Raw genomic sequence first — 16,022 nt, 5'->3', positions numbered from 1 at the left:
GCCTACAGTAGTGTTTCCGCTATTTTCAATGCACATTTCTCCCCATCAATGGCTGCAGAAATAATTCCGCCAGCATACCCCGCTCCTTCTGCACACGGATACAATCCTTTGATGTGAAGGTGTTGGTACGAAATGGCATCACGAGGAATTCGAACAGGCGATGAAGTTCGGGATTCAGGAGCGTGAAGGATGGCTTCGTTTGTGAAATAACCTTTCATGGATTTACCAAATTCAACAAAACCTTCTCTTAAAGTTTGCGTAATAAATCCGGGAAAAACGCGCCCCAATTCTACCGAAGTAGTACCAGGAACATACGATGTTTTAGGGATGGACGACGAAACTTTGCTTTGTGTAAAATCAACCATCCGTTGGGCAGGCACTTTCTGAGTCTCCCCTGCTACACGCCATGCTTGTTGCTCGATGCTTTTTTGGAATTCCATTCCTGCAAGAGGTCCGAATTTGGCAAACGGTTTGAAATCTTCTAAACGCAATTCGACCACAATTCCTGAATTGGCGGTAGCTTGGTCTCGCTTAGAGGGCGACCAACCGTTCGTTACTACTTCGCCCGGACTTGTCGCGCAAGGTGCAATCACGCCACCAGGACACATGCAAAAGGAGTACATGCCGCGACCGTTTATTTGTTTTACTATTGAATAGGGTGCTGGTGGAAGAAATTCGCCTCGAAAATCACAACTGTACTGGATTTTATCAATCAACTCTTGGGGATGTTCGGCCCGAACGCCTATTGCGAAAGGCTTGGCTTCGATAAATATTTCTTTTTGATGCAACAATTCATAAATATCACGAGCGGAATGACCGGTGGCCAAAATCAAATTAGAGGCTAGAATCTTATCGCCATTTTGCGTGACAACGCCTTCAATGGCATTGTTTTTTACAAGAAAATCGACCACTTTGGTATTAAACAAAACTTGTCCGCCAAACTCGATGATTTTTTCACGAATGGCTTGAATAATTTTAGGCAATTTATTGGTTCCAATGTGCGGATGTGCTTCGACTAAAATATCGGCTGAAGCGCCAAAAGCGACAAATAATTCCAGAATTCTATCCACATCTCCCCGCTTTTTAGAACGGGTGTATAATTTTCCGTCTGAATAGGTTCCTGCACCACCTTCGCCATAACAGTAATTGGAATCTTCGTTGACGATGTGGTCAATATTGATGGCTTTTAAATCCCGTCGGCGTTCTTGAACGTTTTTTCCTCTTTCGAGAACAATTGGCTTTAAGCCCAATTCAATTAATTGCAGCGCTGCAAAAAGTCCGGCAGGTCCTGCTCCAACTACAAGAACTTCTTGTGCTTGGGACACGTCTTTGTACTCAGGCAACTCAATTTGCTTTTCACCAATAGCTTCGCCTTGAAAAAACAACACCACTTTTAAATTAATCTTAATCGATTTCTGACGGGCATCTATCGAACGCTTCAAGATAGTAATGTGTTGAATTTCGGCTGAACTGATGCGTTCCAGTTTTGCAATATGTTCTTTAAGCAACTGATTATTGACTGCAATTTCTGGTGCAACTTGAAGCAAGAGTTCTTTAGACATGGATGTTTTTTTTGCAAAAATAACGTTTTTAATTTAAAAGCCTCCCCGTTGAAGTACTTCAACGACCTATAAGTTGAAGGGGGTCGTCGTAGCGCTTCAAAAGTCTCTTGCAGTTGTCGGGAAGGTTTCGTAGCGCTTCAATTGTCTCTTGCAGTTGTCGGGAAGGTTTCGTAGTGCTTCAAATGTCTCTTGCAGTTGGCGGGAAGGTTTCGTAGCGCTTCAATTATCTCTTGCAGTTGTCGGGAGGGTTTCGTAGTACTTCAACGAGGAGCATTTAATTACTATGACAAAAAAAAGGTTTGACGAATGCCAAACCTTTTTTACTCCTTATATATAAGGTGTTATTTTTTAATCAACTTATGATTTATAATCGTTTCTCCAGCGGTCATTCGCACAAAATAAACGCCGCTTTGTAATTCGTCAACAGGAATAGCTTGACCAGCCGTTACGTTTTTAATCTCTTTTACGATGGCACCACTGATGGCGTAAATCGTGATAGTAGAAATAGAGACATCACTTTTATTATCAATATAAAAAGCATCTGAAGCGGGATTTGGATATACCGAAATTAAGGTATTCAATGCATTATTAACTACTCCAAGGGCTACTGATTGCTCTAAATAATCAGGAGTTCCGTTGTTATTGGTGTCGTCATCGCCCGGATTGTTATTCCCGTTATAATCTTCATCAATGGTCAAAATGCCGTCGCCATCATCATCATTATCTAAATAATTAGGAATCCCATCGTTGTCTGTGTCTAATAAAATAGTAGCAGTGCCATTCTCAGATGCGGTAAACACATATTCTATTGAACTTAAAACCATGTCTCCATCATCATCATCGTCAATAAAATTTGCAAATCCATCCCCATCAGTATTATCATTTGCATAGTTTCCATCATTATTTAAATCTTCACTAATTGTAGGAACATTGTCCATATCGTAATCAATGAAACAATTGATTGTTCTCAAATCTACCACTTTGAAAATAACACCATCTGAGGCATAAATTTTTTGATGGTAAGCCGTTGTATTTGTAAAACTTAAACTTGAAAAAGCATTTTGATTCAATTCAGCATCTGAAAAACTCGCATAGAAATTTAGATTCTCATTGTCTAAATCATCTTTAACAACTTGCAAGTTAAAGTTTGCTATTCCTGAAGTTGCGTTTTCGCAAGTGATATAACTATAATTCGGAGTGGAATAGTAAAAACCAAAACGCCAACCTTCTTGAGTAGCTGTCCAAGGTCCGCTACCCCTACCTGGAGCTGTTAAAGATAGAGAACCATTAGCGTTTATTAAATTGATTTGTGCACGACCTTCATTCCACATTAAGCATGGTTGACGTTCTACAATTTGAACATCCACAGTATTTAAAGTTTCATAAAGAATGATTTGAAAAGTCGAAATTGAATCAGTACCACAAATGTAAGCGGGCTGATTATCAAAAGATAGCACAAATTTACGATAAGGTTTACTTCCCACTAAAGAGTAACTAATTGTGCCTGAATTTGCTTGTGAGTTATTAGAAAATGCACTTAAACACCCTAAAATCGAATTTTTAAAGGGAAAGGAATTGGGATATGAGAAACTTGTACTCCATGGACAATATCCATTTGCTAATGAAGTCGTAAAGTTTAATACCCCATTTGTACCAATAATTACCTCATTGTAAATATTACCGTAATATTTAAAATCAAAATCTAAAGAAATAATATCAGAATATTGATTGTCAGAATTAAATTGCACGGGTATATTAGCATTATAAACTTGATGTGGAATTGGACTGGTTGTAAAAGCTGTTTGTGCAGAGGATCGAAATCCAAAGATTAAGACTGTAAATATAAATAGAATATTCCAAATCGCTACGTTATTGTTTTTCATTTATTTTAACTTATAATTCAAATTTATGAAATAATTATTCTATAATTTACTTTTCATTTCAAAACTTCGCAAAGCAAAAGAAGCCAGCCAGTGTTCGCCTTCGTAATTTCCATCAACAACAGAAGGCAAGGAGAACGTCAAATGGGTATCTGCTAATTTTCCTAAGTGTGAAAATTCCTTGGAATACTGCTGAATGAGGTAATAAAAGTTCCAAGCACGACTGAAATTCAAGCCGTCTAGGTGAACCAAATGTCCGTCGGTTCTATCAGAAACTCGTGCGACATCCCATGAATAATTTTTGTTGAATAATTTAGGAGCGAAATTCTTAAGCCAAGGCAAAAACGTTTTTGAAGGTAAAACCCGCTGCATGATTCCAAGTTCCTCTAAGCAAGGCGAAAGAAAATCAGTGCCGCTAGGTTCCCAATCGAACGGACAATTTTCATCTTTTTGAAACAAACGAATCGCGTTATCTGCAACACTTTTTTGCAAAGCTTCGTTTTTAGAATGAACCGCATAATCCCAAGCCAAATTCATTCCGAAAGCGGTATTAGAGTGCGTTCCTGCACGAATGGGGTAATTTAATTTAGGTAGAAATTCGATGTACCGTTCGATAATTACATTAGAAAGTGGCTGTAAGTTTTGTGCCAATTCTTTTGCGTAAGCGTCGTTTGAAGCATCGAGTTCCATTTGCAATTTCAGCAACCAAGCCCAACCGTAAGTCCGTTCAAACGACTTTTCATGTGGCTTAGAAAAATAATGAATCTCTTGCTGGATATTCTCTTTTGACAAATTGATTTGCAGCTTTTGTATAATCTCCGAACGCGAATTTAAATCAGGAAAATGATTCAGCAAATACACCAAACTCCAATGTCCGTGAACGGAAGAATGCCAATCAAAACAGCCGTAAAAAGCGGGATGTAATGTTTTTGGAGAGGCAATTTCAGTACTATCAATTAGCAATTGACTAAGTTTATTGGGGTATTCTTGTTGCAAGCATTTAATGGGTAATGTAGCGAGGTGATTGGCTTGTTCTAGTTTCAAGTTTTGCGAAAATCCTGCAAACGGAAGAACTATAATAAGGAGTAAAAGTTTTTTCATGATGATAATTTATTTTAAAACAGAGCGTTTCTCTTTGTTTAAGGAAATAGATTGTAGATGTCGTTTCTTTTTAAAAAGCGTTCCATTTCAACTTTAATACCATCACAATAAAATCCAATTCGGTATTTCCCTAGACGAAACCTATACGCTTCCTGATGTCCCTTCAATTTTTTCACATTATTAATTTCAAAAAGAGTATCAGCAGTTTCAAATAGAATAATGGCATCACCTATTTGACCCTTTAACTGATTGTCACTTATTTTTTCAATGTCTTTCAAAAATTTTTTCGAGAACTCAACTATCATGCCTCAAAGCTTTAAAAATTTCTTCCCTAGAAACCTTGTCACTTCTGTCTGATTCTTGCATCAACATCAGAAGTCCGATATCTTCCTTTTCTTCATCAGTTAAATTTTCAAAACGTTCTGTTTCTTTAGTTTTTACATACAATTGAATGGCATCTTCCATTAATAGTTTCACACTTGTATCTTCGGCAACAGCGATGTATTTTAATTTTTTTACAGTAACTTCGTCAATGTCAATTAGCTTTTTCATAATAATTGTTTTATACAAATATATAGCGTATATATTTTAAATACAATTTGAAAATACTTTTTTACATTTGCAAACAAACTATTTTAAGCATGAGAGAGATAAAATTAATCTGGGATTTTAGAGGACCTGCTTCCGCAAAAACAGCAGAACACCATCTAATTCATTTAAAAGAATACATCGCAATTGAAAAACTTCCACTAGACAATACCGGTTTTGAAATCATCAGTGAGATGTATGCCATAGCTTATGTTGTGGTAACGGACGAACACATGATTCAAATTCGCGACATTCAAAAGCCTCATCGAGGCGAACTTTATCAGCAATAATTGCAAAGAAATCAATACCGATATCTTTAAATCCTTCAATCTCTAAACCTTACTATCCACCACATGACTACAACAATTTTACACGCCAAATTAAAGGAACACTTTGGATTTGAACAATTCCGAAACAATCAAGAAGACATCATCAATACCGTTCTTTCGGGTAAAGATGCCGTTGCAATTATGCCTACTGGTGGTGGAAAATCGATTTGTTTTCAATTACCTGCATTGGTTTTAACGGGTGTTACAATTGTCGTTTCTCCACTGATTGCCTTGATGAAAGACCAAGTAGACAGCTTGAAATCAAATGGAATTGCCGCTTGTTTTATCAACAGCACACAATCTGCACAAGAACAGCAATTGTATATGGACGCATTGCGAAATGGTTCAATTAAACTCGTTTACATCGCTCCAGAAAGTCTTTCCTACTTAGAACAAGCCTTCGATTCCTTGCAAATTAGCTTGATTGCCATTGACGAGGCACATTGTATTTCGGCATGGGGACACGACTTTAGACCGGCTTACACCAATTTAGGATACCTGAAAAAACGCTTTCCGACAACATCCATTTTAGCACTAACCGCAACCGCCGATAAAGCAACCCGAAGTGATATTGTGCAACAATTGAATCTAAACAATCCGAAAATAGTAGTCGCGTCTTTCGACCGCAAAAATTTAAGTTTAGAAGTAAGACCCGCTCTTGACCGCGTGAAGCAAATTATAGCGTTTATCGAACGTAAACCCGAAGAATCAGGGATAATCTACTGTTTAAGTAGGAAAACGACAGAAGAACTTGCTCAAAAATTACAGCAAAAAGGAATCAAAGCGAAAGCCTACCATGCCGGACTCGACGCGCGTTTAAGAGCTCAAACGCAAGACGATTTTATCAACGATGATTGCCCTATTGTTTGCGCAACAATTGCATTTGGGATGGGAATTGATAAATCAAACGTTCGCTGGGTCATTCACTACAATTTACCTAAAAACATTGAAGGCTATTACCAAGAAATTGGTCGAGCAGGAAGAGACGGACTGCCTTCTGAAACACTTTTATTTGAAAGTTATGCCGATGTGATTCAGTTGCAGAAATTTGCTTCTGAAGGTTTAAACTCGGAAGTGCAGCTGGCAAAACTAGAACGAATGAGGCAATATGCAGACGCTTTGAGTTGCCGACGTAAAATATTGCTTTCCTATTTTGGCGAATTGGTCACCGAAAATTGTGGCAATTGCGATATCTGCAAAAATCCACCGGTCTTCTTTGATGGAACTATTTTAGCACAAAAAGCATTATCTGCAATTACACGTTTGCAGCAAAATGAACCACTGTCGATGATTATTGACTTTTTACGGGGTTCGAAAAATGCAGCAATTTACGAGAAGTCCTATCAAGATTTAAAAACCTATGGGATTGGTCACGATACTTCTTGGTACGATTGGAATCAGTATTTAATTCAGTTAATCAACCACGGGTATTGCGAAATCGCTTTTCATCAAAACAACCGAATATTACTGACGCCTCTCGCACAAAAAGTGCTATTTGAAGGAGAACGAGTAATGCTAACTGCCGTTGTTAAAAAAGTACCATCAACTATTGACAAAACGGAATATGCAGCATCTAAAACAAGTGCAAAAAGTGGCTTGTTTGAAGTGCTACGAAAACTGCGCTATACGATTGCAAAAGAAGAGGAGGTTCCCGCGTACATTATTTTTAGCGACGCAACACTCCGCCACATGGAAATCATTCGCCCGATGAGCGAGTCTGAATTTTTAACTATTGAAGGTGTTGGAAAAGCTAAACTTGAAAAATACGGTGGCGAATTTATCGATGCTATTACGGAATACCAGAAGAATAAACCTGTAAGGGCTAAAAAAGAAGGCAGTACCTACAAAGAAACTTTAGCACTTTTAAACAACAATGTTAGCGTTGAAGAAATTGCGAAACAACGAAAATTAAATGTATCAACCGTTATGTCGCATATTGCCAAATTATATGCAGACGACCATTTAACCGATGTCAGCTTCTTTGTCTCTGCAGATGAAATCAATCAAATTAAAGAAGCCCAGAAAGTACTTGAAGTTCCTTCTGGGCTAAAACCTTATTTTGATTATTTTGAAGAAAAAATGCCGTACAGCACCATTCGAATGGGAATAGCCGTTATTGAGAAAGAAAAATAGAGAAAAGAATAGAGAATATAGAGAGGAGAGTATAGAAAAAAGAACACAGCGATTATTGCTAAACAAACTTCAAACCTTAAACTTACAAACTCAAAACTGATTACTCAAACTCTTATCACTGAACTTTACTAATTCGCTACTTCACTAATAAATTTAATTCGCATTAAACGCAATTCTTCGGTATCATAATCACCGTCAAACTCCTTTAAAGCATCCTTAATATTATCCGTTTGCGATTCCATAAAATAGTCGTGAATTTCCTCTTGTTGGTCATCATCAAGCAAATCATCCACCCAATATTTAATGTTCAATTTTGTACCGGAATACACAATCATTTCCATTTCTTTAAGCAAGGCATCCATTTCCAAACCTTTCGCTTTAGCAATGTCGTTGAGAGATAATTTACGGTCAATATTCTGAATTATATAAAGTTTATTTGCAGAGTTAACTCCTGTAGATTTGACAACCAAATCATCAGGACGAACAATTTCATTCTCCTCTACATAGCGTGCGATGAGTTCAGCAAAATCTTTACCGTATTTCTTCGCTTTTCCCTCTCCTACACCGTGAATACTTCCCAATTCCGTGATAGAAATAGGGTATTTCAATGCCATATCTTCCAATGAAGGGTCTTGAAAAACTACAAACGGAGGAACACCTAATTTTTTAGAAACTTTTTTCCTTAAATCTTTCAACATGTTCATCAATACTTCATCAGCAATTCCTGAAGTTTTTGCTGCAGTAACAATTGTATTGTCTTCTTTCTCATTATACTCATGGTCTTCTGACATCATAAATGAAACTGGATTTTCAATAAATTGATGTCCCTTTTCAGTTACTTTCAAGATACCATAGGTTTCAATGTCTTTCGATAAGTAATTTTCGACTAATACTTGACGAATTAATGCCATCCAATGCCGTTCTTCTAATCCAGCACCCACGCCAAAAAAAGCTTGAGCATCCGTTCGGTGGGCTTTTATAGTTGCATTAACTTTACCTACAAGGGTATAAACAATTTCTTTTGATTTATATAAATGTTTAGTGTCCCGAACTACTTTCAGCAGTTTAACAACCTCTTCCTTTGCTTCTTTTTTGGATTTTGGATTTCGAACATTATCATCCATATCAGCACCATCCCCTGTTTCTGAACTGAATTCTTCACCAAAATAATGCAATAGAAATTTACGTCGTGACATAGAAGTTTCAGCATAAGCCACTACTTCTTGTAGCAAAGCAAAACCAATTTCTTGCTCTGCAACAGGTTTACCCGACATGAATTTTTCTAATTTTTCCACATCTTTATAGGAATAATAAGCCAAACAATGTCCTTCACCACCATCACGTCCCGCTCTACCGGTTTCTTGGTAATAACTTTCTAGAGATTTTGGAATATCATGGTGAATCACAAATCGAACATCTGGCTTGTCAATTCCCATTCCGAAAGCAATAGTTGCCACAACGACATCGACATCTTCCATCAAAAACATATCCTGATGTCGTGCTCTCGTTTTAGCATCTAATCCTGCATGGTACGGAACCGCACTGATTCCATTAACCTGCAATACTTGAGCAATAGCTTCCACTTTTTTACGGCTCAAACAATAAATAATACCAGATTTACCTTTGTGTTGTTTAATAAAACGAATAATATCAGATTCAACATTTTTCGTTTTTGTACGAACTTCATAATATAAATTCGGACGATTAAATGAAGCTTTAAAAGTGTTGGCATTAGGCATATCCAGATTTTTCAAGATATCTTCCTGCACTTTTGGCGTAGCAGTAGCTGTAAGTCCTATAACAGCAACGTCGCCTAATTGTTTAATAATATGGCGCAAGTTGCGGTATTCTGGCCGGAAATCATGACCCCACTCTGAAATACAGTGAGCTTCATCAATGGCTACAAATGAAATAGTAACCGTTTTCAAAAACTCTACATACTCCAGTTTCGTCAGTGATTCTGGCGCTACGTATAATAGTTTAGTAATTCCGGAAGTGATATCGCGTTTTACTTGTGCAATTTCAGTTTTAGTCAATGAAGAGTTTAAAACATGAGCAACTCCGGGGTCAGAAGAAAGACTTCTTATCGCGTCAACTTGATTTTTCATTAAAGCAATTAGTGGAGAAACTACAATTGCAGTACCTTCTTTCATTAAAGCAGGCAACTGATAACAAAGCGACTTTCCGCCTCCAGTGGGCATAATTACGAACGTATTGTTACCGTGGATAATGCTTTTTATGACTTGTTCTTGCAGTCCTTTGAATTGGTTGAAACCAAAATATTTTTTTAACTCCTTGTGGATGTCAATTTCGTTTGAATTCATTCTTTAGTAAGGGTATTTTATATAAATTTGCACTTCATAAAGATACAACTTTCTTTAACACCAACAAATTTTATAAACTTTCTATTTTGAATTCATCACAAACGATTACGGCAATAGCCAAAAAAACCATAACAACTGAAAGCAAAGCTATTACAAAGTTACTTGATTTTATCAATGATGATTTTGTAAAAAGTGTTGAAACTATCTACCAATCCAAAGGGCGATTGATTGTAACAGGAATTGGAAAAAGCGCCATAATTGCTCAAAAAATTGTTGCAACGATGAATTCTACAGGAACCCCTTCTATGTTTCTTCACGCTTCTGAAGCGATTCATGGCGATTTAGGAATGGTGCAACCTGACGACGTACTGATTTGTATCTCCAAAAGCGGAAACAGTCCAGAAATTAAAGTCTTAGTACCAATCATTCAGCGTTTTGGAAATATCTTAATAGCAATAACCGGTAACCGAACTTCGTTTTTAGCAAAGGGAGCCAATTACGTTTTAGACACTACTGTCGATGAAGAAGCTTGTCCGTTAAATTTAGCACCCACCTCAAGTACCACGGCTCAATTAGTGATGGGTGATGCGGTAGCAGTTTGCTTGATGGAGCTGCGTGATTTCAAAAGCGAAGATTTTGCCAAATACCATCCGGGTGGTGCTTTAGGAAAAAAATTATTGCTTCGAGTGAAAGACATGTTAGAGCATTCACTAAAACCAATGGTAAGTCCAGAAACTTCTGTCAAACAAGCAATCTTTGAAATATCAGAAAAACGTTTAGGCGTCACAGCTGTTGTTGAAAATGGAAGATTGTTGGGTATCATTACCGATGGTGACATTCGAAGAATGTTGAACGACCGGGATTCCATTGCAGGTTTAACAGCAAGTGATATTATGACTAAAAACCCCAAGACAGTACAATCTTCAGATATGGTTGTAGATGCATTGAATATATTAGAAGACTATTCAATAACGCAATTAGTGGTTACTGACGGTGAAGAATATAAAGGAATATTACATTTACATGATATTTTAAAAGAAGGAATCGTATAATGGCAAAAAAAAACCACAGCGAAATGTCGTTTTTAGACCATCTTGAAGTATTGAGATGGGTCTTAATTCGCAGTACCATTGCAATACTTATTGGAGCAACTGTAGCGTATACCTATAGCGAATTCATTTTTGATGTCATTATATTCGGACCTAAAAGCGGTGATTTTGTGACCTACCGTTTCTTTTGTGATTTGGCCACAAAATACAATTTAGACCAAAGTTTTTGCATACATGAATTGCCGTTTTCGATACAAAACAGAACCATGGAAGGTCAGTTTTCGATGTTAATATGGACGTCCATTACCGCCGGATTTATCATCGCATTTCCTTTTATTCTATGGGAATTATGGAAGTTTGTAGGCCCGGCATTGTATGAAAAAGAAAAGAAAAACATTAAATATTTTATTTCACTCGCTTCCTTACTGTTTTTTATTGGTGTAGCTTTCGGTTATTTTGTTCTCGTTCCTTTGTCTATCAATTTCTTAGCAAACTTAACGATAAGTAGTGTAGTAGAAAATCAAATTGATGTTGATTCTTATATCGGCTTAGTAAAAACTACTTCCTTAGCTACAGGATTAATCTTTGAATTACCCATTGTTATCTACTTTCTTTCAAGAATGGGAGTTGTCACTCCAAAATTCCTACGAGATTACAGGAAATATGCCTACGTTATTATCTTAATCATTGCGGCAATCGTAACGCCTCCAGATGTAATCAGTCAGGGAATTGTGACCATTCCGCTTATTATTTTATACGAAATAAGTATATTCATTTCAAAAATTGTCAATAAAAACCGCGACGCTAAAACTGCTTAATTATGAGTAATTCCATACAAGAATTTAACGACTACCGTCAAAAAATGAATGATAAATTATTGGCCGATAATAATAAAATCGTTAAAAGAATCTTCAATCTCGACACCAATGCCTATGCTCCAGGTGCATTAGATGTAAAAACCAAAGAGCTTTTAGGCTTGGTAGCCTCAGCTGTTTTGCGGTGCGACGATTGTGTAAAATACCATTTAGAAACTAGTCATAAAAACGGCATTACAAAAGAAGAAATGATGGAAGCCATGGGAATTGCCACATTAGTGGGCGGTACAATCGTCATTCCTCACCTTCGTAGAGCTTACGAGTTTTGGGAAGAATTGGAGGAAAACGCTGTTTTATAGCCGAGCCTAACGATTTTATAGGTGAGCCTAGCTATTTCGTAGGCGAGCCTAGCTGTTTAGTAGGTCGACCTTGGGTTTTGATAGGCGAGCCTACCTATTTGATAGGTGAACCTTATACGTACACTTTCAGAAAATGAAGTTAAATCAATACACTAAAGAAATGAAATTCGTTTCTTTGCAAAACAAATAACACAATCTATGAAGTTAAGAGCTGAGAATTTAGTCAAAACCTACAAAGGCAGAAGTGTGGTAAAGGGTATTTCTGTGGAAGTAAATCAAGGAGAAATCGTAGGCCTTTTAGGTCCCAATGGTGCCGGAAAAACAACTTCTTTCTATATGATTGTAGGATTGGTGAAACCAAATTCTGGCAATATTTACTTGGACGACATGAATATTACAGATTACCCCATGTACAAACGTGCCCAATACGGCATTGGTTATTTGGCTCAAGAAGCATCCGTTTTTAGAAAGTTGAGTATAGAAGACAACATTCTAAGTGTTTTACAATTGACAAAACTTTCAAAAGAAGCCCAAATTGCAAAAATGGAATCGCTAATTGACGAATTTAGTTTGGAACACATCCGAACCAATCGCGGCGATTTACTCTCAGGAGGAGAACGACGTCGAACAGAAATTGCGCGAGCTTTAGCTACAGATCCAAAATTTATTTTACTTGACGAACCCTTTGCAGGTGTTGACCCCGTTGCAGTGGAAGACATTCAACGCATCGTTGCCCAACTTAAAAACAAAAATATTGGTATCTTAATTACCGATCACAACGTGCAAGAAACCCTTGCTATTACCGACAAAACCTACTTAATGTTTGAAGGTGGAATCCTTAAAGCCGGCGTTCCTGAAGAATTGGTGCAGGACGAAATGGTTCGTCGTGTATATTTAGGACAAAATTTTGAGCTTCGAAAAAAGAAGTTGCATTTTTAGAATTTTATATACTTTAAAATTGTTATCCATTGTCGATTTTTAAACTTGTATTTTAAAAATCGTGCTGTTTTTATAATACTCATTGTCGAATCTTTCATAAAATTTAGTACTTTCACTCCGTTAATTTATAATTCCTCACAAATAAATTCGGTATGATGAAACGATTACTTTTTCTGATGTGTTTAGTGTGCCAATTATCTGCATTTGCACAAAATAATGTGTCCACAATTGTTGATGCGAATACGGGTGAATCTATTCCGTATGCAAATGTTAAAATAGGAAGCACTTCTAATAATGTTTCCAATGGCGATGGAAAATTCAGTATTCCAGCTAGTGCTGAAAACGCATCGACTGAAATTGAAGTTTCCTATATTGGTTATGAAACACAGCGCTTAACTATTAGTCAGTTAGAAAAGAAAGGTTTCATTATCAAACTTATTCCTGGCATCTACGAACTCAATAATGTGGATGTTTCAGACAAAAAACAAGATGTCGCTGCTATAATGGCACAAGTGAAAGCGAATTTAAAAGAGAATTACTTAACGACAGACACTCCTTCAAAAAGCACCATTTTTCTACGGGAACAATCCAATTTTAAAGCCAAACAATTCAACTTAGAAATCGAAAAATCAACCGGTTTTTCAAAAAGCAAACTGAAGGAAGTAAATGCAGAGCTAAAACGTTTTACAACTGGAATGTCCAAAACACCTCCCAAAGAATTCAAAGACTTTTTAGGTGTTTACAGTTCATTTGTAAGTAAAAAGGACGATAAAATGGTTAATTCCAGCAAACTGACTGTTTTAAAAGCTACGCAAATAAAGGACGAAAATAAATCAGTATCGATTGATCAGGTAGAAAAAACAGCGACAAATTTATTTTTAAAACACCTGGACACCACTAAATTTTACCGTATAAAGAGCGGATGGTTTGGATCGCGTGACACCATATCTTTGAATAAAGAATTCAATAAAAAGAGAAGAAATGGCGAGAAAATAAAGAAGGACGAACCCAAAAACGTTCTAACTGCTAAATCAGCAATATTTTCAACGCAGACAACAACAAATCCCGTTTACGGTACAAATACCGACTTCATTCGTCAGACGGATTGGTACAAATATACCTTAGATGGTGCGATTTTCAGCGAAGACTATAAATTAATTTACGTGATAAAATTTCAACCTAAAAAAGGAAAAGCCAAGTATGAAGGAACTTTATATGTTTCTGAAAATGATTATGCCGTGGTAAAAGCGACCTATAATTTAGCAAAAGGAAAAACATTAGGCGGAATTAATTTAAAATGGATTCTAGGAATTAAAGTGTTCGAAAATGTAAGCTCCGGTACATTGATTTACAAAGAAAATCCAAGTACAAATAAGTATTATTTACAGTACGCTAACCTCGAAGACGGTCAGTATTTTTACCTCAACCGCCCACTTAAATTTATCGAATTAACAGATGAAGACCGAGATGTTTTGGAATTAGACATAAAAGCAGAAGGCGATATTTTAAACAAAACAGAATACCTCAATCTGGATCAGAAGGAAATTTCTCAATCAGAATTTGAAAGCTTAAAAGAACCCGACTTTAAATTTATCAAAATAAATAAATACGACCCCAAAATCTGGAAAGAATTCACAACACTCGAACCTGCAGAAGAAATGAAGCAGTTTTCAATTAATGTCGATTAAAACCTAGAATTTTTCTCTATAAACTGGTCTATATTTATTGGCATTGGAATTAGGGTATACCATAAAATTTGAACGTCCATACTAAAGGAATGATTTTCAACATACCATTTATTAATCCGTACTTTATCTGGCCAAATAACAGTATCGTTATAAGTTATTGAATCAGGTTGTTGCTGCAATAAAAATTCTTCGTTGCGGTATTTTATGGAAGCCAAACCTGTGACACCGGGTCTGATTTTTAAAATCACTCGGTCGTCTCCTACTAAATTATCGGCATAACCGGGAATATCAGGTCTTGGACCTACAAATGACATCGTTCCGTTGAAAATATTGATAAGCTGCGGCAGTTCGTCGAGTTTGTATTTTCTTAAAAATTTTCCAATGGATGAAATAGTTTGTGTTTTTGGGTGGATGGTTTGGAGTTTGTACAGGGTGAATTTCTTAGCATTTTTTCCAATGCGTTGTTGAAAAAACATACCAAATTCATGGCTGTCAATGGTTGCAATTACAAAAAGAATCATCAATAAAGGCGTTAATGCAATTAGCATTAGCAAAGATAAAACCCACTCCAAAGAACGATTTAGCTTCATTCATGAAATTTTATTGGTCTGGCTGGAATACCAACTGCGGTGCAATTGGGTGGTAAAGTTTTAGAAACAACGGCTCCAGCACCTACAATTGTTCCTTTACCTATTTGAAGCTGATTTATAATTTTAGCACCCGTTCCCACATACACTTGTTCTTCAATCAGGACTTCTCCCGATATATTTACGGAAGGCATAAAGGAGGCAAAATCTTTGATAGTGGTGTCGTGTCCAACCGTACAACATAAATTTAAAGTAACAAAAGAACCAATTTCTATGTTACAAGTAAGAATGCAGCTTCCGCAAATAATAGTGCCTTGCCCTATGGTAATTTCATCGTCACCAATTTGAACTGATGGATGAATTAAAGTTGGGAATGATAAATTTTTATTATCTAAACGTTTGATGATTTTTGCTTTTGTAGCTGGATCGCCAATTCCAAGTGCTACTGAAGTAGAAGTAGTTACTTTATTTAATTGGTCAATCGTTCCTAGAAAAGGAATTCCATTATAATGCGGTTTACAATCTAATGCATCATCGTAAAACCCCAAAATAGTATAGGCTTTCTCTTTTTTATTAATCTGGTCTATTAAAACTTTCACTTCGCGACCAAAGCCCCCAACTCCAATTATTACAATATTTTTCATCAACTTCTTTTTAAAATAATAAAG

At 36.6% G+C, this 16,022-nt stretch carries 15 protein-coding genes; 7 read left to right on the top strand and 8 right to left on the bottom strand.

Features of this window, described 5'->3' with window-relative positions; all coding sequences use genetic code 11:
- Positions 1-2 precede the first annotated feature (2 nt).
- From ACQ5J2_RS07570 to ACQ5J2_RS07550, 5 genes are all read right to left on the bottom strand, one after another.
- A complete protein-coding gene (locus ACQ5J2_RS07570) occupies positions 3-1,562 on the bottom strand; it encodes an NAD(P)/FAD-dependent oxidoreductase (protein WP_432673114.1) in 1,560 nt (519 codons plus the stop codon).
- Positions 1,563-1,903: 341 nt separating this feature from the next.
- Positions 1,904-3,445 carry a T9SS type A sorting domain-containing protein gene (locus tag ACQ5J2_RS07565; protein WP_432673113.1) on the bottom strand — a complete coding sequence of 514 codons (1,542 nt, stop codon included), beginning with the start codon at positions 3,443-3,445 and terminating at the stop codon, positions 1,904-1,906.
- 39 nt (positions 3,446-3,484) lie between these two features.
- Positions 3,485-4,543 (bottom strand): DUF2891 domain-containing protein, encoded by a 1,059-nt coding sequence (locus ACQ5J2_RS07560; protein ID WP_432673112.1) that lies wholly within the window; start codon positions 4,541-4,543, stop codon positions 3,485-3,487.
- A 38-nt stretch (positions 4,544-4,581) separates the two neighbouring features.
- Positions 4,582-4,848, bottom strand: coding sequence for a type II toxin-antitoxin system RelE family toxin (locus tag ACQ5J2_RS07555; protein ID WP_432673111.1), 267 nt, complete (start codon positions 4,846-4,848; stop codon positions 4,582-4,584).
- Positions 4,838-5,095, bottom strand: coding sequence for a hypothetical protein (locus ACQ5J2_RS07550; protein WP_432673110.1), 258 nt, complete (start codon positions 5,093-5,095; stop codon positions 4,838-4,840). Before ACQ5J2_RS07550 ends, ACQ5J2_RS07555 begins: the two co-directional genes overlap by 11 nt.
- 89 nt (positions 5,096-5,184) lie before the next feature.
- Between ACQ5J2_RS07550 and ACQ5J2_RS07545 the strand changes: the two genes are divergently transcribed.
- Positions 5,185-5,421, top strand: a complete 237-nt coding sequence (locus ACQ5J2_RS07545) for a hypothetical protein (protein WP_432673109.1) — start codon at positions 5,185-5,187, stop codon at positions 5,419-5,421.
- Positions 5,422-5,484: 63 nt separating this feature from the next.
- The gene (gene recQ / locus ACQ5J2_RS07540; RefSeq protein WP_432673108.1) at positions 5,485-7,593 is read left to right on the top strand and encodes a DNA helicase RecQ; all 2,109 of its coding nucleotides are present in this window, start codon (positions 5,485-5,487) and stop codon (positions 7,591-7,593) included.
- Positions 7,594-7,721: 128 nt separating this feature from the next.
- Here recQ (ACQ5J2_RS07540) and recQ (ACQ5J2_RS07535) read toward each other — a convergent pair whose 3' ends face one another.
- Positions 7,722-9,917 carry a DNA helicase RecQ gene (gene recQ / locus ACQ5J2_RS07535; protein ID WP_432673107.1) on the bottom strand — a complete coding sequence of 732 codons (2,196 nt, stop codon included), beginning with the start codon at positions 9,915-9,917 and terminating at the stop codon, positions 7,722-7,724.
- Positions 9,918-10,003: 86 nt separating this feature from the next.
- Between recQ (ACQ5J2_RS07535) and ACQ5J2_RS07530 the strand changes: the two genes are divergently transcribed.
- The 5 genes from ACQ5J2_RS07530 to ACQ5J2_RS07510 all read left to right on the top strand — a co-directional run bounded on the left by ACQ5J2_RS07530 (position 10,004) and on the right by ACQ5J2_RS07510 (position 14,767).
- Positions 10,004-10,969: a KpsF/GutQ family sugar-phosphate isomerase gene (locus ACQ5J2_RS07530; protein WP_432673106.1), complete on the top strand. Its 966-nt coding sequence runs from the start codon at positions 10,004-10,006 to the stop codon at positions 10,967-10,969.
- Positions 10,969-11,784 carry a twin-arginine translocase subunit TatC gene (gene tatC / locus ACQ5J2_RS07525; RefSeq protein ID WP_432673105.1) on the top strand — a complete coding sequence of 272 codons (816 nt, stop codon included), beginning with the start codon at positions 10,969-10,971 and terminating at the stop codon, positions 11,782-11,784. The genes ACQ5J2_RS07530 and tatC overlap by 1 nt, the downstream gene beginning before the upstream one ends.
- Positions 11,785-11,786: 2 nt before the next feature.
- Entirely contained in the window at positions 11,787-12,140 is a 354-nt protein-coding gene (locus tag ACQ5J2_RS07520) for a carboxymuconolactone decarboxylase family protein (RefSeq protein ID WP_432673104.1), read from the top strand.
- Between the two features lie 198 nt (positions 12,141-12,338).
- The gene (gene lptB, locus ACQ5J2_RS07515; RefSeq protein ID WP_432673103.1) at positions 12,339-13,079 is read left to right on the top strand and encodes an LPS export ABC transporter ATP-binding protein; all 741 of its coding nucleotides are present in this window, start codon (positions 12,339-12,341) and stop codon (positions 13,077-13,079) included.
- 152 nt (positions 13,080-13,231) lie between these two features.
- Positions 13,232-14,767, top strand: a complete 1,536-nt coding sequence (locus tag ACQ5J2_RS07510) for a carboxypeptidase-like regulatory domain-containing protein (protein WP_432673102.1) — start codon at positions 13,232-13,234, stop codon at positions 14,765-14,767.
- Here the strand turns inward: ACQ5J2_RS07510 and ACQ5J2_RS07505 are convergent.
- The gene (locus ACQ5J2_RS07505; RefSeq protein ID WP_432673101.1) at positions 14,764-15,357 is read right to left on the bottom strand and encodes a sugar transferase; all 594 of its coding nucleotides are present in this window, start codon (positions 15,355-15,357) and stop codon (positions 14,764-14,766) included. The genes ACQ5J2_RS07510 and ACQ5J2_RS07505 overlap by 4 nt on opposite strands.
- Complete coding sequence (locus ACQ5J2_RS07500; RefSeq protein WP_432673100.1) at positions 15,354-15,998, bottom strand: acetyltransferase; 645 nt, start codon at positions 15,996-15,998, stop codon at positions 15,354-15,356. The genes ACQ5J2_RS07505 and ACQ5J2_RS07500 overlap by 4 nt, the downstream gene beginning before the upstream one ends.
- Positions 15,999-16,022 lie beyond the last annotated feature (24 nt).

This window comes from Flavobacterium sp. SM2513 (assembly GCF_050908145.1).
GTDB lineage: Bacteria > Bacteroidota > Bacteroidia > Flavobacteriales > Flavobacteriaceae > Flavobacterium.
The sequence above is the reverse complement of the archived record's forward strand: the minus strand, read 5'-3'. Positions and strand labels throughout refer to the sequence as shown.